Below are 19,667 nucleotides of genomic sequence, written 5' to 3' on the forward strand. Positions count from 1 at the left end.
GTCTGGTAGCTCGTCGGGCTCATAACCCGAAGGTCGTCGGTTCAAATCCGGCTCCCGCAACCAAACATCAAAAAAGGCCAATCGAAAGATTGGCCTTTTTTGTGCGTGTCTGTTTTTCATTGGGTAACCATCCGGGCCAAACAGGAATCCTTTGCAATTCCGAAACTTACCGCCCTCCTGCGACGGATTGACGCGATTTCACGCTTATTTGACCCTTCGCGGGATTAACGGTTGACACCCCGCCGTTCGCCTGTAGAATGCCGCCACACAGACGCGGGATGGAGCAGTCTGGTAGCTCGTCGGGCTCATAACCCGAAGGTCGTCGGTTCAAATCCGGCTCCCGCAACCAAACATCAAAAAAGGCTGCTCGAAAGAGTGGCCTTTTTTGTATCTGTGGAAAAAGTCCTTTCGCAACAATGATCTGTCACTGTGCAGTGAACCGCTCAGGATCTTCAGACCCGCCGAGTTGCGACTATGCTTGAGTCGCAGGCAAGAGGTCTGCAATCCGAGACCTGCCCTCGCCGATACCCGACGAGAGGCGTAGTATTTTGTGATTATTTTTTTCTACAGGGATTGGTAACTTGGCTGGATACCCCCATCCTGTCGCGCACAATCCAAGAGGTGATTGATGCGCGCCAACTCGTCTGATCCACAAGACACCCTCACCGTGAATCCATCGATCAAGCCCGAGCGCATGCGCTTGCTGGATCGAATCAGCAAATACCGGCAACCGATTGGTCTGGCGGTCACTTTGCTGTTGTTCGCTATCGCGCTGATTGCCTGTCGCCATCTGCTCAGCGAACTCGACCTCTATGCCCTGCACGACTCGATTCTCGACGTGCCGAAGCCGGCCCTGCTTGGCGCTTTCGGCGCGACCGTCGTCGGCTTCATCATTCTGCTGGGCTACGAATGGTCGGCCAGCCGCTATGCCGGCGTGACCATCCCGCCGCGCACGCTGGCGCTCGGTGGCTTCACGGCTTTTGCGATCGGCAACGCCATCGGCCTGTCGATGCTGTCCGGCGGCTCGGTGCGTTACCGTTTATATGCACGGCTTGGCCTGGGCGCTTCGGAAGTCGCGCACATGACCCTGTTCGCCAGCCTGTCGCTGGGTTGCGCCCTGCCCCCGCTGGCGGCGCTGGCCACACTGAGTGACCTGCCAGCCGCTTCCCAGGCGCTGGGCCTGTCCGAAGGCCTGCTGGCCACGATTGCCTCTGCCGTGCTGCTGCTCGGCGCGATTCTGGCCATGGGCATTTATCGTCGGCGTCTGCCGGAACAGCCTTACCGCGACAACCTGCTGGTCAAGGTCGGCCGCCGCACCCTGCGCCTGCCGGGCCGCCGCCTGACATTCCTGCAACTGGTCATCACCGCCCTCGACGTCGCCGCTGCCGCTACCGTGCTGTACATGTTGCTGCCGGAAGCACCGCCATTCGGCGCGTTCCTGCTGGTGTACCTGCTGGCCCTGGCTGCCGGTGTGCTCAGCCATGTACCGGGCGGTGTCGGGGTTTTCGAAGCGATTCTGCTGGCCGCCTTCGCCGACAAGCTCGGCGCAGCACCGCTGGCCGCCGCCCTGCTGCTCTATCGCATGATCTATGTGGTGCTGCCATTGCTGGTGGCCTGCGTACTGCTGCTGATCAATGAAGGTCAGCGGCTGTTCCAGACCCAGACCATGCGCGCCGCTTCCGGTCTGGCCGCACCGATCCTCGCGGTGCTGGTGTTCCTGTCCGGCGTGGTGCTGCTGTTCTCCGGCGCCACCCCTGAAATCGACACGCGCCTGGAACACATCGCCTACCTGATTCCCCATCGTCTGGTCGATGCCTCGCACTTCGGCGCCAGCCTGATCGGCGTGCTGTGCCTGATGCTTGCCCAGGGCCTGCGTCGCCGGCTGTCGGCGGCGTGGATGCTGACCACCATTCTGCTGCTGGTGGGTGCCCTGCTCTCGCTGCTCAAGGGTTTCGACTGGGAAGAAGCCACGCTGATGACCCTCACGGCAGCACTGCTGGGGGTGTTCCGTCGTTCTTTCTATCGCCCGAGCCGTCTGACTGAAGTGCCGTTCTCGCCGCTGTATCTGGTGGCGAGCCTGTGCGTGCTCGGCGCTTCGACCTGGCTGTTGTTGTTCGCCTACCAGGACGTGCCGTACAGCCATCAGTTGTGGTGGCAGTTCACCCTCGACGCCGATGCCCCGCGCGGTCTGCGTTCGCTGCTCGGCGCTGCGGTGCTGTTGCTGGTGATCGCCCTGACCTGGCTGCTGCGTACCGCCCGCCCGGTGATTCATCTGCCGACCCCGGACGAGCTGGAGCGCGCCTCGAAGGTCCTGATGGCCTCCTCGCAACCGGACGGCGGCCTGGCCCTGACCGGTGACAAGGCGCTGCTGTTTCATCCCAACGACGAAGCCTTCCTGATGTACGCCCGTCGCGGCCGCAGTCTGGTGGCGCTGTACGACCCGATCGGCCCCGGCCAGCAACGGGCGGAAATGATCTGGCAGTTCCGTGACCTGTGCGACATCCACCACGCCCGTCCGGTGTTCTATCAGGTGCGCGCCGAGAACCTGCCGTACTACATGGACATCGGCCTGACCGCGATCAAGCTGGGCGAAGAAGCCCGGGTCGATCTGCATCGCTTTGACCTGGATGCCAAGGGCAAAGAGATGAAGGACCTGCGCTACACCTGGAACCGCGGTACCCGCGACGGTCTGTCGCTGGAGATCTTCGAGCCGGGCCAGGCGCCAATGGATGAGCTCAAGGTGATTTCCGATGCTTGGCTGACCGGCAAGAACGTACGCGAGAAAGGCTTCTCCCTCGGCCGTTTCAGCGACGATTACCTGAAGCATTTCCGCATCGCGGTGATTCGCTTCGAAGGCCGCCCGGTGGCGTTCGCCAACCTGCTCGAGACTTACAGCCATGACCTGGCCAGCCTCGACCTGATGCGCTCGCACCCGGACGCCCCCAAGCTGACCATGGAGTTTTTGATGGTCGGTCTGATTCAACATTATAAGAGTCACGGATACGCGCGTTTCAGCCTGGGCATGGTGCCGTTGTCGGGGTTGCAACCCCGTCGTGGTGCACCGCTGACCCAGCGCCTGGGCTCGATGGTTTTCCGCCGTGGTGAGCAGCTGTACAACTTCCAAGGCTTGCGCCGCTTCAAAGACAAGTTCCAGCCTGACTGGGAACCCCGTTATATGGCAGTGCCCGCCGGACTCGATCCGCTGGTGGCACTGGCCGATACTGCTGCCCTGATCGCGGGCGGCTTGACTGGATTGGTGAAACGCTGATGATTCAACGCTCCCTGAAGTACATCCTGGCCGCACTGATTGTGCTGGCCGTGATTGCCGGCGGCGGTTACTGGTACCTCAAACGCCCGGCACCGGAACCGACCCTCGAACAGCTCACGCCGGCTGACGGCACCGTGATGACCCGGGTCATCCCCGGCACCAAGCCCAAGGCCCAGGTGCTGGTGGCGGTCGAGGACGACAAGAAACTCACCGACAATCAGCTGACCACCCTGAGCCGCAGCGCCTCGGCGCAGATCGTCCAGGTGATTCTGCCCAAGGACTGCCTGCTGCAGAGCCGCGCACTGCAAAGCGGTCTGCGTGAACTGAACGGCCCGGCGACCCTGGTCAGCGGCATTGGCCCTGGCGCGGTGCTGGCCTGGCGCTGGCTGTCGGAACAGAAGGACGACAAGGCTCAGGCCGTGTCGGTCGATCTGGCCCTGGAAAAAGGCGGCTGCACCCACCTGTTGCCGAAATCCGCCGCCCACGGCCACTGGCTGGTGGCCTGGAACGACAACCCGGACGACACTAGCGCCGGTTTCGTGCGCGATCAACCGAACGCCGAAACCAGCATCAGCGACTACGACATCAACCTGCCGCAAGTGCTGAACAACGAACTGCGCAAGATCCTCGTCGGTGGCGACAAAGCCAACGGCGGCCTGCAGATCCCGGTGGTGGAAGTCCCGGCCGGCCAGGCCAAGGACACCGTGACCCTGTTCCTGTCCGGTGACGGCGGCTGGCGCGACCTCGACCGTGACGTGGCCGGTGAAATGGCCAAGATCGGCTACCCGGTCGTCGGCATCGACACTCTGCGCTACTACTGGCAGCACAAGAGCCCGGAGCAGAGCGCGCTGGACCTGACCGAACTGATGCAGCACTACCGCCAGAAATGGGGCACCAAACGCTTCATCCTGACCGGTTACTCGTTCGGCGCCGACGTCCTGCCGGCGATCTACAACCGCCTGCCGGAAACCGAGCAGCAGCGCGTCGACGCAATCATCCTGCTGGCCTTCGCCCGCACCGGCAGCTTCGAAATCGAAGTCGAAGGCTGGCTCGGCAACGCCGGCAAAGAAGCCGCCACCGGCCCGGAAATGGCCAAACTGCCACCGGCCAAGGTCGTGTGCATCTATGGCGAAGAAGAGAAGGATGAAAGCGGCTGCACCGACAAGACAGCGGTGGGCGAAGCAGTGAAGCTGCCTGGCGGCCACCACTTCGACGAGAACTACCCGGCGCTGGCCAAGCGGTTGGTGGATCTGATCGAGAAGCGTCAGAGCAAGGATCAGCCGGCAGAGTGATCTGAGGCGCTCCAACGAAAAGCCCCCGCAACCTTAGGGTTGCGGGGGCTTTTTCATTCATTGCTTGACTCTTCATGAAGCTGAAAACGCCAGGTGTCCACATTCCATAAAACGTGGACACCTGCTCCACTGGCCTTTTCGAGTAGTCAACTCCTCATTCATCTTCCGCACCGAAGAAGCGCCAAACCTCCACCAACGTTTAGTTTCGTTTACGTCTGGTGTCGCAATATCAGATGACGTCCGAGTACCTTGTAGGCAAACTCCTAATCTCGTGTTTGGGCACTTTGCCGCCCTATTGCACTGTTTTTTGACGGGATACTCTCCAGAGGTCGCTGACCCTTTCAGCGATCGGGTGTGGTAACCCGGATAAACCAGCGCAACAGCGCCCCATTCACAATCACAGGCACTTTCATGTCTGTGATTTCGATTTATGGCAGCTGTGCGTGGGACGCCTTCGGGCGTGCCGGTTTCCTTGGTTCCCGGTTTACCACCCTGCGTACAGCTGCCTCCCTTTCGTGTGGTAACGGAAGTTGCAGCTCCTCGAACCAAGGAGTAACACCATGACCGAAACGAAATCGTCTACACCCACAGACTTTACAACCATCGGCTTCACCTCCTTTCTCTATGGCTCTGGCTCCGATCAAGCGTTTTTCAATGTCCGCTCTGGCGTCCCCATCGTCGAAGCCCTGTCACAGGCTTCAGATCTGTTGTTCCTCGCCAAATCCTTCGCCGAGGATGCCGCCTACGACAAGGAAAACGACCGCCACGCCTGGGCTGCGCATTACCTGACAATCATGGGCAAGGCCTTGATGGATGATGTGACGAAATCCCTGATGCCACGAGCAGCGCGGACAAAAACCGAGTCTGAAGAAGATTTGCCAGAAAGCATCTAAAGACATAGAAACAAAAAAGCCCCCGACAGCCGCAAGGCTGGCGGGGGCTATTTAAAGGCGCCGCTCCGCTGCGTCATACACTTCTTCGTCACGTCGCGCGCCGACAGCAACGATCAACACCTGGATGGCCCGGCCATCGACTCGATAGACGATTCTCGTATCGCCCGCTCGAATTCTTCTACAACCAGCAAGACTGGCCCTCAGAGGCTTGCCACTTTTGTCGGGCTCACCATTGATGATCCGCTCCTCAATGACATCAAGTATCCGGTTGGCTGCCGTAGATCCAAGCTGATCCAGATCCCCTTGGACCTCCGGATGATAAATCACTCCCCAAACCATCCAGCACTCCTTTAATCCTTCCGCGCATACCTTGCCCGCATATCTTCATGGCTGACTGCCTGGGTCTGATCAAAATTGCTCAAACGCTCACGGGCTGCCGCTTCGATGCGAAGGTTCTCAAGTTCATCCAGCATTTCCTGATAGGCCTGCACGTTGATGATGACCGCTGCCGGTTGATTGTCCTTGAAGATAACCAGACGCTCGGTGGCACGACTGGAAATCTCCTTGAGCTTCGCGCTGAAGCTCCTGACCATGGCAGTCACGGAGATTGCCTGGTCAGCACGCTCTAATAATGCCGTCATAATTACCTCTCACTCACATGCTGATGCGTACGTTAATGCACAAAGTATTGTGCTGAATTAAACATAGTGCAACTTGCTGTTTCCACTATCCGACCAAACACTCAAACCGGACACGCACAAAAAAGCCCCCGCCAGCCACAAGGCCGACGGGGGCTTTTCAATTAAGGCGGAGCCTACATCTCCACCTGCGTCCCCAACTCAATCACCCGGTTCAATGGCAGATTGAAGAACCGCAGGTTGCCGTTGGCATTCTTCAACATGAACGCAAACAGCGCTTCACGCCAACGGGCCATACCTTCGAGTTTCGAGGCGATGACCGTTTCGCGGCTGAGGAAGTAGGTAGTGCGCATCGGGCTGAAGTCCAGGTCGTCCAGATGACACAGCTTCAACGCCTGCGGCACGTCCGGCTCGTCGGTGAAGCCGAAATGCAGGATCACCCGGAAGAAGCCTTCGCCGTGGGCTTCGACTTCGAAGCGTCGGGATGGCGGTACGCGCGGGATGTCTTCGTAGACCACGGTCAGCAGCACAACTTGCTCGTGCAAGACCTGGTTGTGCAGCAAGTTGTGCAACAGCGCATGCGGTACTGCGTCGGAGCGGGCAGTGAGGAACACGGCAGTGCCCTGCACCCGGTGTGGCGGCTGCACGCGGATACTGCTGATGAAGATCGGCAGCGGCAGCGCGCCTTCGTCCAGGCGCTCGACCAGCAATTGCTTGCCACGCTTCCAGGTGGTCATGAGGATGAACAAGGCGATACCGGCGACCACCGGGAACGCACCGCCCTGGACGATCTTCGGCACATTGGCGGCGAAGTACAGGCCGTCCACCAGCAGGAAGCCGATCAGCACCGGCACGGCCAGCACCGGAGGCCATTTCCACAACAGCAGCATGACCGCCGACACCAGAATGGTGGTCATCAGCATGGTGCCGGTCACCGCTACGCCGTAAGCCGAGGCCAGGGCGCCGGAAGACTCGAAGCCCAGCACCAGCAGCACCACACCGACCATCAGCGTCCAGTTCACTGCACCGATGTAGATCTGGCCCTGCTCATCACTGGAGGTGTGCTGGATGTACATGCGCGGGATGTAACCGAGCTGGATCGCCTGACGGGTCAGGGAGAACGCGCCGGAAATCACCGCTTGCGAGGCGATCACCGTGGCCAGGGTCGACAGACCCACCAGCGGAATCAGCGCCCAGCTCGGCGCCAGCAGATAGAAGGGGTTGCGCGCCGCTTCCGGGTTGTCCAGCAGCAAGGCACCCTGACCGAAGTAGTTGAGCACCAGCGCCGGCAGCACCAGCAGGAACCACGCCCGGGCGATCGGCTTGCGACCGAAGTGGCCCATGTCGGCGTACAGCGCTTCGGCACCGGTCAGCGCCAGCACCACGGCACCGAGGATCGCCACGCCCATGCCGGCATGCACCATGAAGAAACGCACGGCCCAGATCGGGTTCAGCGCCTTGAGCACTTCCGGGGAATGACTGATGCCGTACACGCCGAGGGCGCCGAGCACCAGGAACCAGGTGACCATGATCGGCCCGAAGAGAATGCCGATCCGCGCCGTACCGTGACGCTGGATCAGGAACAGGCCCACCAGCACCACCAGCGACAGCGGCACGACCCAGTGGTCGATGCCATCGAACGCCAGACCCAGACCTTCAATGGCCGAGAGTACGGAAATCGCCGGGGTGATCATGCTGTCGCCGTAGAACAGCGCCGCGCCGATCAGGCCGCAGACCACCAGCAGCGAACGCAACTTCCTGCGCTCCCCCGCCGCCCGTCGCGCCAATGCGGTGAGTGCCATGATCCCGCCTTCGCCCTGGTTGTCGGCGCGCAGGACGAACATCATGTATTTGATCGACACGACCCAGATCAGCGACCAGAAGATCAGCGACAGAATGCCCAGCACTCCGTCGTGATTGACCGGTACGCCGTAACCGCCGGAAAACACTTCTTTGAGGGTGTACAACGGGCTCGTGCCGATGTCGCCGTAAACTACCCCGACTGCCGCGACCAGCATGCTCAGCGGTTTTGCAGCCGAATGCTCGGCGCCCGCCGCCTGACTACTTGCCTGACCCATCCAACACTCCTGATTTCCAGACCGGCTTCTTTGAACGAAGCACTATGCTTTTTGATGCAGCATGCGCTGTTTTACCTGTTGTTACAGTCGTTTTGTTGACTGTAAAAAATTGGTAAAGCCCAACGGCGCGAAGCATAGCGCAGCACTCGTCGCATTTCCCTGCATAAAGCTGGTCAAGTGCGCTGCTCATCGCTAGAATTGCGCACTTTTTGATCAGAGGCGCACTTCAAGCGCCCGTCCGTCGGCTTCCGCCATCAGGCAAGCGGCGTCACAAAATACCGAGGTTAGACATGTCCACCACTCCTGCGCCGGCCAATCCAAAGGTTGGCTTCGTATCTCTGGGTTGCCCGAAAGCACTGGTCGACTCCGAGCGCATCCTGACCCAGCTGCGCATGGAAGGCTATGACGTGGTGTCCACCTATCAGGACGCCGACGTGGTCGTGGTCAACACCTGTGGCTTCATCGACTCGGCCAAGGCCGAATCCCTGGAAGTCATCGGCGAAGCGATCAAGGAAAACGGCAAGGTCATCGTGACCGGCTGCATGGGCGTCGAAGAAGGCAACATCCGTGACGTGCACCCGAGCGTGCTGGCCGTCACCGGTCCGCAGCAGTACGAGCAAGTGGTCAACGCCGTGCACGAAGTCGTGCCGCCGAAACAGGATCACAACCCGCTGATCGACCTGGTGCCGCCGCAAGGCATCAAGCTGACCCCGCGTCACTACGCGTACCTGAAGATTTCCGAAGGCTGCAACCACAGCTGCAGCTTCTGCATCATCCCGTCGATGCGCGGCAAACTGGTCAGCCGCCCGGTTGGCGACGTGCTCGACGAAGCCCAGCGCCTGGTCAAATCCGGCGTCAAAGAGCTGCTGGTGATTTCCCAGGACACCAGCGCCTACGGCGTTGACGTCAAGTACCGCACCGGTTTCTGGAACGGCGCGCCGGTGAAGACCCGCATGACCGAACTCTGCGAAGCGCTGAGTACCCTCGGCGTCTGGGTCCGCCTGCACTACGTTTACCCGTACCCGCACGTCGACGAGATGATCCCGCTGATGGCCGCCGGCAAGATCCTGCCGTACCTGGACATCCCGTTCCAGCACGCCAGCCCGAAAGTCCTGAAGTCGATGAAACGCCCGGCGTTCGAAGACAAGACCCTGGCGCGGATCAAGAACTGGCGCGAAATCTGCCCGGACCTGATCATCCGTTCGACCTTCATCGTCGGCTTCCCCGGCGAAACCGAAGAAGACTTCCAGTACCTGCTGGACTGGCTGACCGAAGCCCAGCTCGATCGCGTCGGCTGCTTCCAGTACTCGCCGGTCGAAGGCGCACCGGCCAATGACCTGAACCTCGACATCGTCCCGGACGACGTCAAGCAGGATCGCTGGGAGCGCTTCATGGCGCACCAGCAGGAAATCAGCTCGGCGCGCCTGCAAATGCGCATCGGCCGTGAAATCGAAGTGCTGGTGGACGAAGTCGACGAGCAAGGCGCAGTCGGCCGCTGCTTCTTCGACGCCCCGGAAATCGACGGCAACGTGTTCATCGACAACGGCAGCAACCTCAAGCCGGGCGACAAGGTCTGGTGCAAGGTGACCGACGCCGACGAATACGACCTCTGGGCCGAACAGATCTAAACGCGAAAAATACAAAAAGCCCCGCTCTCTTTTACGAGATGCGGGGCTTTTTTACGGCTATCGTTTGTGGGGGGAAGGACTCCCCTCATTCATGACAAAGAGGCTATCGGGCATGCGCCACCATTCGGTCATTCACACGCCGAAACTCAGCGATTATCAGGAACTGACCCGGGTCTGGGAGGCCTCGGTTCGTGCCACACATGATTTTCTGCCGGACAGCTACATCGAGCTGCTGCGCAATCTGGTGCTGACCCGCTACCTCGATGCGGTGATGCTGATCTGCACCAGGGACAGCCATCAGCGCATCACCGGGTTTGCCGGCGTGGCGGCGGGCAAGATCGAAATGCTGTTCATCGACCCCGAGCATCGCGGCCAGGGTCTGGGCAAAAAGCTGCTCAATTATGCGATGCAGCACCTGAACGCCGATGAACTGGACGTCAACGAGCAGAACCCGCAGGCCTTGGGTTTTTACTTCAAACAAGGGTTCGAGGTGATCGGCCGGTCGGAAGTCGATGGCATGGGCCAGCCGTATCCGCTGCTGCACATGCGTCTGAAACAACCGGAACAGCGCGCCGTACGCGGCTAAAAGCCACACGGTACAAATGCAATCGCGATTAACCGGCGCCAGGCAGGTACAATGCCCACCCCTTTTTTGTTACGGCCCTGTCATGACTGACCCGATTCGCCTCTCCAAACGCCTCATCGAACTGGTCGGTTGCTCCCGCCGGGAGGCCGAGCTGTTCATCGAGGGCGGCTGGGTCACCGTGGACGGCGAAGTCATCGACGAGCCGCAATTCAAGGTCGGCGACCAAAAGGTCGAACTCGACAAGGACGCCAAGGCCACCGCGCCGGAGCCGGTGACCATCCTGCTCAACGTGCCAGCGGGCATGGATGTCGACAGCGCCATGCAGTCGCTGAACTCCGAAACCCTCAGCGAAGAACACCGCTACGGCAAGCGTCCGCTGCGCGGGCATTTCCTGCGCCTGACCGCCAGCGCCGACCTGCAACCCAAGGCCAGCGGCCTGCTGGTGTTCACCCAGGACTGGAAGGTGCTGCGCAAGCTCACCGCCGACGCGGCCAAGATCGAGCAGGAATACGTGGTCGAAGTCGAAGGCGACATGGTTGCCCACGGCCTCAATCGCCTGCAGCACGGCCTCACCCACAAGGGCAAGGAACTGCCGCCGGTCAAGGCCAGCTGGCAAAACGAAAACCGCCTGCGCTTCGCCATGAAGAACCCGCAGCCGGGGATCATCGCTCAGTTCTGCGAAGCGGTCGGGCTGAAGGTGGTCGGCATCCGCCGTATCCGCATCGGCGGCGTATCGATCGGCAAGGTGCCGGCCGGCCAATGGCGCTACCTGTCCGGCAAAGAGAAGTTCTAAGGCCTCCGTTGCCGCCATACATTCCGGCATCGCGCCTGCGCGGTGCCCACAGCGAACGATCAGGATTGCAAACATGGTTCATAACGACGTACTGCGCAGCGTGCGCTACATGCTCGACATCAGCGACAAGAAAGTCGTCGAAATCATCAAACTCGGTGGCATGGACGTGACCCTCGCCGACGTGGTGACCTGGCTCGACAAGAAGGAAGAAGACGAAGAAGGTTTCGTGCGTTGCCCGGATGAAGTCATCGCGCACTTCCTCGACGGCCTGGTGATCTTCAAGCGCGGCAAGGACGAAAGCCGTCCGCCGCAGCCAATCGAAGTGCCGGTGACCAACAACATCATCCTGAAAAAACTGCGCGTGGCCTTCGAACTGAAAGAAGACGACATGCACGCGATCCTCAAGGCTGCCGATTTCCCGGTGTCCAAGCCTGAGCTGAGCGCGCTGTTCCGCAAGGTCGGCCACACCAACTACCGCCCGTGCGGCGACCAGTTGCTGCGCAATTTCCTCAAGGGCCTGACGCTGCGCATTCGCGGCTGATCCTTGAAAAAACGGCGACTTCGGTCGCCGTTTTCATGCATGCCCCTCCATTCCCTCGAAAAATAGTGGCTCCGCTTTTCGCGGCCGGCGACTAGGGTGTACTGAACCCTAGCCCTCAGGATTCGCCATGCACCCGTATTTCTCCCTGCAAGGCCGCACCGCCCTGGTGACCGGCGGCACCCGTGGTATCGGCAAAATGATCGCCAAGGCCTATGTCGAGGCCGGCGCCCGTGTCTATGTCTGCTCCCGGGACGCTGAGGCCTGTCACCAGACTGCTGAAGAACTCGGAGCGTTGGGCATTTGTCATGGCGTGGCGGCGAATCTGGCGACTGAGGACGGCGTAAAGGAACTGGCGGCCCGGTTGGGCGAGCAGATCACTCATCTGGACATTCTGGTGAACAACGCCGGCACCACTTGGGGTGCGCCGCTGGAGAGCTACCCGGTCAAGGGCTGGGAAAAGGTCATGCAGCTCAACGTGACCTCGGTGTTCAGTTGCATCCAGCAATTCCTGCCGCTGCTGCGCAAGGCTGGCTCGGCGGCCAATCCCGCGAGGATCATCAACATCGGTTCGGTGGCGGGGATTTCTTCCTTCGGCGAACAGGCCTACGCCTATGGGCCGAGCAAAGCGGCGCTGCATCAATTGTCACGAATCCTCGCCCGGGAACTGGTGAGCCAGCACATCAACGTCAACGTGATTGCGCCGGGGCGCTTCCCGAGCAAGATGACCGAGCACATCGGCAACGACCAGCAGGCACTGGCCGAGGACACTGCGCTGATCCCGATGAAACGCTGGGGCCGTGAGGAAGAGATGGCGGCGCTGGCGATCAGCCTGGCGAGTACCGCCGGGGCTTATATGACCGGGAATGTGATTCCGCTGGATGGCGGGTTCAGTCTTTAGGTCGGCGACGCGGCCGGACGGGTTATCATGCCCGCCCAGCTCCGCTTCGAATGCAAACCATGACTTACAGCGTCTCCCCCATCGGCTTCGTCCGCTCCTGCTTCAAGGAGAAGTTCGCCATCCCGCGCCAGCCGCAACTGGCTCCCGCCGCCCGTGGCGTGCTGGAGCTGGTGGCACCGTTCGACCAGGGCGATGCGGTGCAGGGACTGGAGCAGGTCAGTCACGTCTGGCTGCTGTTCCTGTTCCATCAGGCGCTGGAAGACAAGCCTCGACTCAAAGTCCGCCCTCCCCGTCTGGGCGGCAACAAGTCCATGGGCGTGTTCGCCACTCGCGCCACTCACCGGCCAAACGGCATCGGTCAGTCGGTGGTGAAACTGGACAAGGTCGAGGCCAATCGCCTGTTCATCTCCGGCATCGACCTGCTGGACGGCACGCCGATTCTCGATATCAAACCCTACGTGCCCTACGCCGACATCATCGCTGACGCCTCCAACAGCATCGCCAGTGCCGCGCCGCAACTGATCGACGTGCAGTGGACGGACGCGGCGCTGCAACAGGCCCACACCCACGCTCAGCGCCTTGCCGAGCCGCTGGTCGAGCTGATCGAGCAATGCCTGGCCCAGGATCCGCGCCCGGCGTATCAGACGCCCGCGCCCGAACGCGAATACGGCGCGCAGTTCTGGGATCTGGACGTGCGTTGGCATTACCCGACACCGGAGCAGATCCGTGTCCTGGAAGTCATCCCCGCCGAAGCGTGATCCCCGGAAACGAAAAAGCCCGCGCTGCCTCCTCAGGCAACGCGGGCTTTTCTGTTGGCATCGTCGGGATTACTTCTCGACGAATGCACGCTCGATCAGGTAATCACCCGGCTCGCGCATACGGGCCGAGATCTTCAGGCCGAAGCTGTCGAGCACTTCGCTGGTCTCGTCGAGCATGCTCGGGCTGCCGCAGATCATCGCGCGGTCGTCCTGCGGGTTGATCGGTGGCAGGCCGATGTCGCTGAACAGCTTGCCGCTGCGCATCAGGTCGGTCAGACGGCCCTGATTCTCGAACGGTTCGCGGGTCACGGTCGGGTAGTAGATCAGCTTGTCACGCAGCGCCTCGCCGAAGAATTCGTTCTGCGGCAGGTGCTCGGTGATGAATTCGCGGTAGGCGACTTCGTTGACGTAACGAACGCCGTGAACCAGGATCACTTTCTCGAAGCGCTCGTAGGTTTCAGGGTCCTGGATCACGCTCATGAACGGCGCCAGACCGGTGCCGGTGCTCAGCAGGTACAGGTGCTTGCCCGGGTTCAGGTCGTCCAGAACGAGGGTGCCGGTAGGTTTCTTCGAGATGATGATCTCGTCGCCTTCCTTCAGGTGCTGCAACTGGGAGGTCAGCGGACCATCAGGCACCTTGATGCTGAAGAACTCGAGATGCTCTTCCCAGTTCGGGCTGGCGATCGAGTAAGCGCGCATAAGCGGGCGGCCGTTTGGCTGTTGCAGGCCGATCATCACGAACTGACCGTTCTCGAAGCGCAGGCCCGGATCGCGGGTGCACTTGAAGCTGAACAGAGTGTCGTTCCAGTGATGAACACTGAGGACACGCTCGTGGTTCATGTTGCTCATGTACGTGGGACTCCTGGAGATTGATCTGCGCTTGCCCGGCTCGCGTTGAAGGATGCCGACGGTGCGCAATTGCATCGCATTCTAATAGCGCCGACAATATCTGTTAACTGGATTATTAAGATAAGGGTTATCGGTTATATCGATATGCGATTTACTCTTCGTCAACTGCAAGTCTTCGTCGCTGTCGCCCAGCAGGAGAGCGTGTCCCGTGCTGCGGGTCTGCTCAACCTGTCGCAATCGGCCGCCAGCACTTCCATCACCGAACTGGAGCGTCAGTCCAGCTGCCAGCTGTTCGATCGCGCCGGCAAACGCCTGAGCCTCAACGCCCTCGGCAAACAATTGTTGCCGCAAGCGGTGGCCATGCTCGATCAGGCCAAGGAAATCGAAGACCTGCTCAACGGCAAATCCGGTTTCGGCTCGCTGTCGGTGGGCGCGACCCTGACCATCGGCAATTACCTGGCCACCCTGTTGATTGGCGGCTTCATGCAGCGTCATCCGGAAAGCCAGGTGAAGCTGCACGTGCAGAACACTGCCAATATCGTGCAACAAGTGGCGCATTACGAAATTGATCTGGGTCTAATCGAAGGCGATTGCAGCCATCCGGACATCGAAGTGCAGAGCTGGGTCGAGGATGAACTGGTGGTGTTCTGCGCCCCGCAGCATCCGTTGGCCAAACGCGGCAGCGCGACCATGGAGGAACTGACCCATGAAGCGTGGATTTTACGGGAACAGGGTTCGGGTACGCGCCTGACCTTCGATCAGGCCATGCGTCACCATCGCAGTGCGCTGAACATCCGGCTGGAGCTGGAACACACCGAAGCGATCAAGCGCGCCGTGGAATCTGGTCTGGGGATTGGCTGCATCTCGCGTCTGGCACTACGCGATGCATTCCGGCGCGGCAGCCTGGTGCCGGTGGAGACGCCGGATCTGGATCTGGCGCGGCAGTTCTATTTCATCTGGCACAAACAGAAGTACCAGACTTCCGCCATGCGCGAGTTTCTCGATCTGTGCCGCGCCTTCACCGCCGGGGTTCAGCGCAGCGACGAGATCGTCCTGCCGACAATCGCTTAAAGCAGAATCACCGCCCACACCAGGGCAATCATGCTCAGTGCCACGAATTGCGCGGCGCTGCCCATGTCCTTGGCGTTCTTGGACAGCGGGTGCAGCTCCAGGGAAATGCGGTCGATGGCCGCCTCCACTGCGGAATTCAGCAGCTCGACGATCAGCGCCAGCAGGCACACGGCAATCAGCAACGCCTGCTCGACACGGCTGACATTCAGAAAGAACGTCAGTGGAATCAGCACCACGTTAAGCAGCACCAGCTGACGGAATGCCGCTTCGCCGGTGAAGGCTGCGCGCAGGCCGTCCAGCGAGTAACCGGAAGCGTTGAGGATGCGTTTCAGGCCCGTCTGGCCCTTGAAAGGTGACATAAAGTAAACAACCGACCAAAAAGAAGTGGGGAAGCTAGTTCAACGAAAGTCAAAAAAGCGTGAAGACGCCAGCCTTTACTGGCTTGGAATTGACTCAAGTTGTTGCAAGAGTAAAGCCGCCTGGGTGCGAGTCCGCACGTTCAGCTTGCGAAAGATCGCCGTGACGTGGGCCTTGATGGTCGCTTCCGACACACTCAACTCATAGGCAATCTGCTTGTTGAGCAGGCCTTCACAGACCATGGTCAACACCCGGAACTGCTGGGGCGTAAGGCTCGCAAGACCATCGCTGGCAGCCTTGGCTTCGTCGGAAACACTGACGGCCTCGAACGCCTGAGGCGGCCAGAACACGTCGCCGTCCAGTACTTTGCGCACGGCTTCCTGAATCACGCTCAAGTCGCTCGACTTGGGAATGAAACCGCTGGCACCGAACTCCCGCGACTTGACCATCACCGAAGCTTCTTCCTGCGCCGAGACCATCACTACGGGAATCTGCGGGTACTGACCGCGCAGCATCACCAGCCCGGAAAACCCGAAAGCACCCGGCATGTTCAGGTCCAGCAGCACCAGATCCCAGTCGGCCTTCTCGGTCAGGCGCGCCTCCAGCTCGGCGATGCTCGCCACCTCCACCATTCGTACATCCGGACCAAGGCCCATCGTCACCGCTTGATGCAGTGCGCTACGAAAAAGAGGGTGATCATCGGCAATCAGGATGTCGTATGTGGCCATTTTTCAAATGATCCTGTTTTTGATGGCAGACCCGATGCATTCGGGGCTCGCCAAGGCAAATCAAGATGCCGGCGCTTGTGCAGCGGCATCCACAGGGGCACGTTCAACGCCAATCACGGACAAAAACGGCGTTTCAAACCTTGGCCGCACCCCAATCGGCGCCAAGCATGCCCAGCGAAGCCGGGGTGGTCAAGCAACACGGCCACTGCTTTAGCAGTATGGGCCAGGATCAGGCCGACACCGGCTGCGGGTTGGCTATAAATGGCAGCAACTCGGCATGGGCCGGTGTCGACACATTCACCTCAAGCTGCTGCTTGGCCCCCAGGTAATGCTGGCTGAACACATCGAAATAGGCGTCCAGCGCCGAAGCGGCATCCGTATCGCCCGCCAGTTCCAGGCACAGCGCCGCGACTTCGGCGGTGCACAGGTGCTCGCTGCGGGTCGAACGGCGCAGGCGATAACGCGACAGTTTGTCGGGCAACAGACTGAGGATCGGCAGGCGATCGAAATACGGGCTCTTGCGGAAGATCTTGCGCGCCTCGGTCCAGGTCGCGTCCAGCAGAATGAACAGCGGACGCTTGCTGCTGTCGAGATCCACGGTGTTGGTGACCCGCGAAGGCTCGACGTACTCGCCGGGAAACACCAGATACGGCTGCCATTGCGGGTCGTTCAGCAGCGCCAGCAGTTGCTCGTCGGGTTCGGTCCGCGACCAAATGAAGGCTTGATTGTCCCGTACGATGTCGGCGATCAACCAGCCGGTGTTGCTCGGCTTGAACACTTCCTTGCCGGTCATGATCAGACAGACACCGGAGCGGGTTTCAACGGTCGGGCGCCAGGCGCACAGGCAATGACTGATGATGACCCGGCAGTCGCGGCAACGCTCGGAGCGGAAACCACGGGCCTGAATCGGCTTGATGCCCTCGTCCTCGCGCTGATCGCGCAGGCGGGCCACGGCGTTGGGGGCATGGTTCATTGCGGGCGACGCCGACTGACAGGAAAACTCGACACGAACAACTCTCGGCAAGGCAATAAAGGCCGGCAGTTTATCAGAGCAACGGGCACAAGCCTGTACCCTCCCGACCGGCTCCCCTATAATTCGCCGCCACTGAACGCACAGCCCCGGGGCTGGTCGAACCACCAGTCACTGAATCAGGAGAGTTTCATGCTGCGCCTTATCGTTCCTACCGCGGCCATTGCGCTGGCGTTGTCCTTCAGCGCACAGGCTGCGTCCCTGAAAGAGCAGAACCTGAACAAAGAGCTGCAAAACGTCGCCGCCCAAAGCAGCGTCGGTACACCACGGGCGATCAACGAAGACATCCTCGATCAGGGTTACACCGTCGAAGGCACCACGCTGATCAACCACCTGAGCGTCCAGGCAAGCCATGCCGACAAGATGCGCGCCGATCCCAAGGCCGTGTACTTCCAGCTGGGGGCTTCGGTCTGCAACAATCCGTCGTACCGCAAGCTGATGGCCAAGGGCGCCGTGATGCGTTATGACTTCAGCGAAGTGAAGACCAATCGGGCGATCGGTTCGGCCAGCTATCAGGAATCGGACTGCCCTAAGGCAGGCCCGGCGAAGAAGAAGTAATCAACGAGAATTGGCGCGCCGCTGTTCATCCTCGGCGCGCAGTTCGGCCAGCAAGGCCTGCAGATAGCGCGAGCGGCGCTCCCCTCCCGAAAGACGTCGGCAGCACTCCTCTTCGAGACTGACATGATTGGTCTCGGCCGATGCCTTCAACATTCGATACAGCTGCGTATCGATCTCCAGAATGACTCTGGTCATGTGTCCCGCCTCCTTGCCACCCGCAAATCCTTGAATCGCGTGCACCTTGCGTACGCTCGCTGACGCAAAGTTGTCGTACGGCGCCTTTAACTTAGTAAATCAGAGCATTTTGCCCTCGGTGCGCCATCGGACGAGCGGCGAAAGCACTTCGCAAAACGACAATAAGCAGTTGCCAGGCAAGACTTTGTGGCGCAATGCTCAATGAGCGAGAAATGCTTTGAGGGTCTAGATTCAAAGTATTCCCGATCATTTTATCAACGGCAGGAAAGGAGCTGCCGGACGTTTGTTTTTCTTGCAGCGCGGCACTGACGCCGCATGTCAGGGCCGAAGGCTCTGTGCAGAAGGAGAAGTTGCATGCCTTACCAACCGAATGACCTGCTCAGCCGTCATTTTCAGGAAAGCGGCCACGACCTCACCGGCAAGGTCGAAGAACAACTCAACCTGGTTTCCCCCAACAGCCCGAACATTCCCATCTACCGCGACATGATCCTGACTGTGCTGCGCATGGCCCAGGAAGATCACAACCGCTGGAATGCCAAGATCACCCTGCAAGCCCTGCGTGAACTGGAGCAGGCGTTTCGCACGCTCGAGCAGTTCAAGGGCCGGCGCAAGGTCACCGTATTCGGCTCGGCGCGCACGCCCGTCGAGCATCCGCTGTACGCCATGGCCCGTGAACTGGGCGCAGCCCTGGCCCGGTCAGACATGATGGTCATCACCGGTGCCGGTGGTGGAATCATGGCCGCCGCCCATGAAGGAGCCGGCCGCGACAACAGCCTGGGGTTCAACATCACCCTGCCTTTCGAACAGCACGCCAACCCTACCGTGGACGGCACCGGGAACCTGCTGCCGTTCCACTTTTTCTTTACCCGCAAGCTGTTCTTCGTCAAAGAGGCCGATGCACTGGTGCTCTGCCCCGGCGGCTTCGGCACGCTGGACGAAGCGCTGGAAGTGCTGACCCTGATCCAGACCGGCAAAAGCCCGCTGGTGCCGGTGGTGCTGCTGGACGCACCGGGCGGCACGTTCTGGCAAGGCGCGCTGGACTTCATTCGCCAGCAACTGGAGGACAACCGTTACATCCTGCCAACCGACCTGAAGTTGATGCGCCTGGTCTACAGCGTTGAGGAGGCGGTGGAGCAGATCAATCAGTTCTACGGCAACTTCCACTCCAGCCGCTGGCTCAAACGGCAGTTCGTGATTCGCATGAACCACAAGCTCAGCGACCGGGCCCTGGACCACATGCAGGAAGCCTTCGCCGATCTGTGCCTGAGCGACCGGTTCCATCAACACGCCTATAGCGATGAGGAACACGACGAGGCGCAATTCAGCCATCTGGCGCGACTGTCCTTCGCCTTCAACGCCCGGGACCATGGGCGCTTGCGGGAACTGGTGGACTTCATCAACCTGCCGGAGAACTGGGCCCAATCCAGGCCACAAACGGCGCAACCCTCCCGCGAACCGTCGAAGGTAATCTGAAGGCAAAAAAAAAGCGGCCCGCTATCGAAATAG

Annotated in this window: 20 protein-coding genes and 2 tRNA genes (1 of these 22 only partly in view); 14 read left to right on the forward strand and 8 right to left on the reverse strand. The window is 60.4% G+C overall.

What is annotated here, in order from left to right:
* The 5 genes from AC07NR_RS02390 to AC07NR_RS02410 all read left to right on the forward strand — a co-directional run.
* Positions 1–63: transfer RNA gene (locus AC07NR_RS02390), tRNA-Met, on the forward strand (it extends 114 nt beyond the left edge of the window).
* 209 nt (positions 64–272) lie between these two features.
* A tRNA-Met gene (locus tag AC07NR_RS02395) sits at positions 273–349 on the forward strand.
* A 279-nt stretch (positions 350–628) separates the two neighbouring features.
* Positions 629–3,268, forward strand: coding sequence for a bifunctional lysylphosphatidylglycerol flippase/synthetase MprF (mprF, locus tag AC07NR_RS02400; RefSeq protein ID WP_085712914.1), 2,640 nt, complete (start codon positions 629–631; stop codon positions 3,266–3,268).
* Positions 3,268–4,560, forward strand: a complete 1,293-nt coding sequence (locus AC07NR_RS02405; RefSeq protein WP_114881688.1) for a virulence factor family protein — start codon at positions 3,268–3,270, stop codon at positions 4,558–4,560. Before mprF ends, AC07NR_RS02405 begins: the two co-directional genes overlap by 1 nt.
* Before the next feature lie 560 nt (positions 4,561–5,120).
* Positions 5,121–5,453 (forward strand): DUF3077 domain-containing protein, encoded by a 333-nt coding sequence (locus AC07NR_RS02410; protein ID WP_248738125.1) that lies wholly within the window; start codon positions 5,121–5,123, stop codon positions 5,451–5,453.
* A gap of 51 nt (positions 5,454–5,504) precedes the next feature.
* Here AC07NR_RS02410 and AC07NR_RS02415 read toward each other — a convergent pair whose 3' ends face one another.
* The 3 genes from AC07NR_RS02415 to AC07NR_RS02425 form a co-directional block, all read right to left on the reverse strand.
* Entirely contained in the window at positions 5,505–5,792 is a 288-nt protein-coding gene (locus AC07NR_RS02415; RefSeq protein WP_248738126.1) for a type II toxin-antitoxin system RelE family toxin, read from the reverse strand.
* Between the two features lie 11 nt (positions 5,793–5,803).
* Positions 5,804–6,094, reverse strand: a complete 291-nt coding sequence (locus AC07NR_RS02420; protein WP_248738127.1) for a type II toxin-antitoxin system Phd/YefM family antitoxin — start codon at positions 6,092–6,094, stop codon at positions 5,804–5,806.
* A gap of 173 nt (positions 6,095–6,267) precedes the next feature.
* Entirely contained in the window at positions 6,268–8,109 is a 1,842-nt protein-coding gene (locus tag AC07NR_RS02425; RefSeq protein ID WP_371321039.1) for a potassium transporter Kup, read from the reverse strand.
* Between the two features lie 350 nt (positions 8,110–8,459).
* On the opposite strand from AC07NR_RS02425, the gene rimO reads away from it, so the two are divergent.
* The 6 genes from rimO (at position 8,460) to tsaA (ending at position 13,373) form a co-directional block, all read left to right on the forward strand.
* On the forward strand, positions 8,460–9,797 hold the full coding sequence (rimO, locus tag AC07NR_RS02430) for a 30S ribosomal protein S12 methylthiotransferase RimO (RefSeq protein WP_495077732.1): 1,338 nt from the start codon (positions 8,460–8,462) through the stop codon (positions 9,795–9,797).
* A 112-nt stretch (positions 9,798–9,909) separates the two neighbouring features.
* The gene (locus AC07NR_RS02435) at positions 9,910–10,383 is read left to right on the forward strand and encodes a GNAT family N-acetyltransferase (protein ID WP_248744349.1); all 474 of its coding nucleotides are present in this window, start codon (positions 9,910–9,912) and stop codon (positions 10,381–10,383) included.
* An 82-nt stretch (positions 10,384–10,465) separates the two neighbouring features.
* The gene (locus AC07NR_RS02440) at positions 10,466–11,176 is read left to right on the forward strand and encodes an rRNA pseudouridine synthase (protein WP_495077733.1); all 711 of its coding nucleotides are present in this window, start codon (positions 10,466–10,468) and stop codon (positions 11,174–11,176) included.
* A 73-nt stretch (positions 11,177–11,249) separates the two neighbouring features.
* The gene (locus AC07NR_RS02445; protein ID WP_114881683.1) at positions 11,250–11,717 is read left to right on the forward strand and encodes a YehS family protein; all 468 of its coding nucleotides are present in this window, start codon (positions 11,250–11,252) and stop codon (positions 11,715–11,717) included.
* A 127-nt stretch (positions 11,718–11,844) separates the two neighbouring features.
* Complete coding sequence (locus AC07NR_RS02450) at positions 11,845–12,615, forward strand: SDR family oxidoreductase (protein ID WP_495077734.1); 771 nt, start codon at positions 11,845–11,847, stop codon at positions 12,613–12,615.
* 59 nt (positions 12,616–12,674) lie between these two features.
* Complete coding sequence (gene tsaA, locus AC07NR_RS02455) at positions 12,675–13,373, forward strand: tRNA (N6-threonylcarbamoyladenosine(37)-N6)-methyltransferase TrmO (RefSeq protein WP_248738132.1); 699 nt, start codon at positions 12,675–12,677, stop codon at positions 13,371–13,373.
* A gap of 69 nt (positions 13,374–13,442) precedes the next feature.
* On the opposite strand, the gene fpr is transcribed toward tsaA, so the two are convergent.
* The gene (gene fpr, locus AC07NR_RS02460) at positions 13,443–14,222 is read right to left on the reverse strand and encodes a ferredoxin-NADP reductase (protein ID WP_003222277.1); all 780 of its coding nucleotides are present in this window, start codon (positions 14,220–14,222) and stop codon (positions 13,443–13,445) included.
* A 144-nt stretch (positions 14,223–14,366) separates the two neighbouring features.
* Here fpr and AC07NR_RS02465 point away from each other — a divergent pair, with 144 nt between their 5' ends.
* Entirely contained in the window at positions 14,367–15,293 is a 927-nt protein-coding gene (locus AC07NR_RS02465) for a LysR family transcriptional regulator (RefSeq protein ID WP_085712905.1), read from the forward strand.
* Here AC07NR_RS02465 and AC07NR_RS02470 read toward each other — a convergent pair.
* From AC07NR_RS02470 to AC07NR_RS02480, 3 genes are all read right to left on the reverse strand, one after another.
* The gene (locus tag AC07NR_RS02470; RefSeq protein WP_003222276.1) at positions 15,290–15,652 is read right to left on the reverse strand and encodes a diacylglycerol kinase; all 363 of its coding nucleotides are present in this window, start codon (positions 15,650–15,652) and stop codon (positions 15,290–15,292) included. The two genes, AC07NR_RS02465 and AC07NR_RS02470, sit on opposite strands and share 4 nt — an antisense overlap.
* Positions 15,653–15,727: 75 nt before the next feature.
* Positions 15,728–16,378: a response regulator transcription factor ErdR gene (erdR, locus tag AC07NR_RS02475; RefSeq protein WP_085647827.1), complete on the reverse strand. Its 651-nt coding sequence runs from the start codon at positions 16,376–16,378 to the stop codon at positions 15,728–15,730.
* Positions 16,379–16,607: 229 nt separating this feature from the next.
* Complete coding sequence (locus AC07NR_RS02480; protein WP_495077735.1) at positions 16,608–17,351, reverse strand: tRNA-uridine aminocarboxypropyltransferase; 744 nt, start codon at positions 17,349–17,351, stop codon at positions 16,608–16,610.
* Between the two features lie 189 nt (positions 17,352–17,540).
* On the opposite strand from AC07NR_RS02480, the gene AC07NR_RS02485 reads away from it, so the two are divergent.
* Complete coding sequence (locus AC07NR_RS02485; protein ID WP_119427211.1) at positions 17,541–17,966, forward strand: PA3611 family quorum-sensing-regulated virulence factor; 426 nt, start codon at positions 17,541–17,543, stop codon at positions 17,964–17,966.
* Here AC07NR_RS02485 and AC07NR_RS02490 read toward each other — a convergent pair whose 3' ends face one another.
* Positions 17,967–18,161, reverse strand: coding sequence for a hypothetical protein (locus AC07NR_RS02490; RefSeq protein ID WP_085712901.1), 195 nt, complete (start codon positions 18,159–18,161; stop codon positions 17,967–17,969). It lies immediately after the preceding gene.
* 354 nt (positions 18,162–18,515) lie between these two features.
* Between AC07NR_RS02490 and AC07NR_RS02495 the strand changes: the two genes are divergently transcribed.
* Positions 18,516–19,634, forward strand: a complete 1,119-nt coding sequence (locus AC07NR_RS02495; RefSeq protein WP_495077736.1) for an LOG family protein — start codon at positions 18,516–18,518, stop codon at positions 19,632–19,634.
* Positions 19,635–19,667: the final 33 nt, after the last annotated feature.

Source organism: Pseudomonas sp. GW821-FHT09C09 (genome assembly GCF_059418105.1).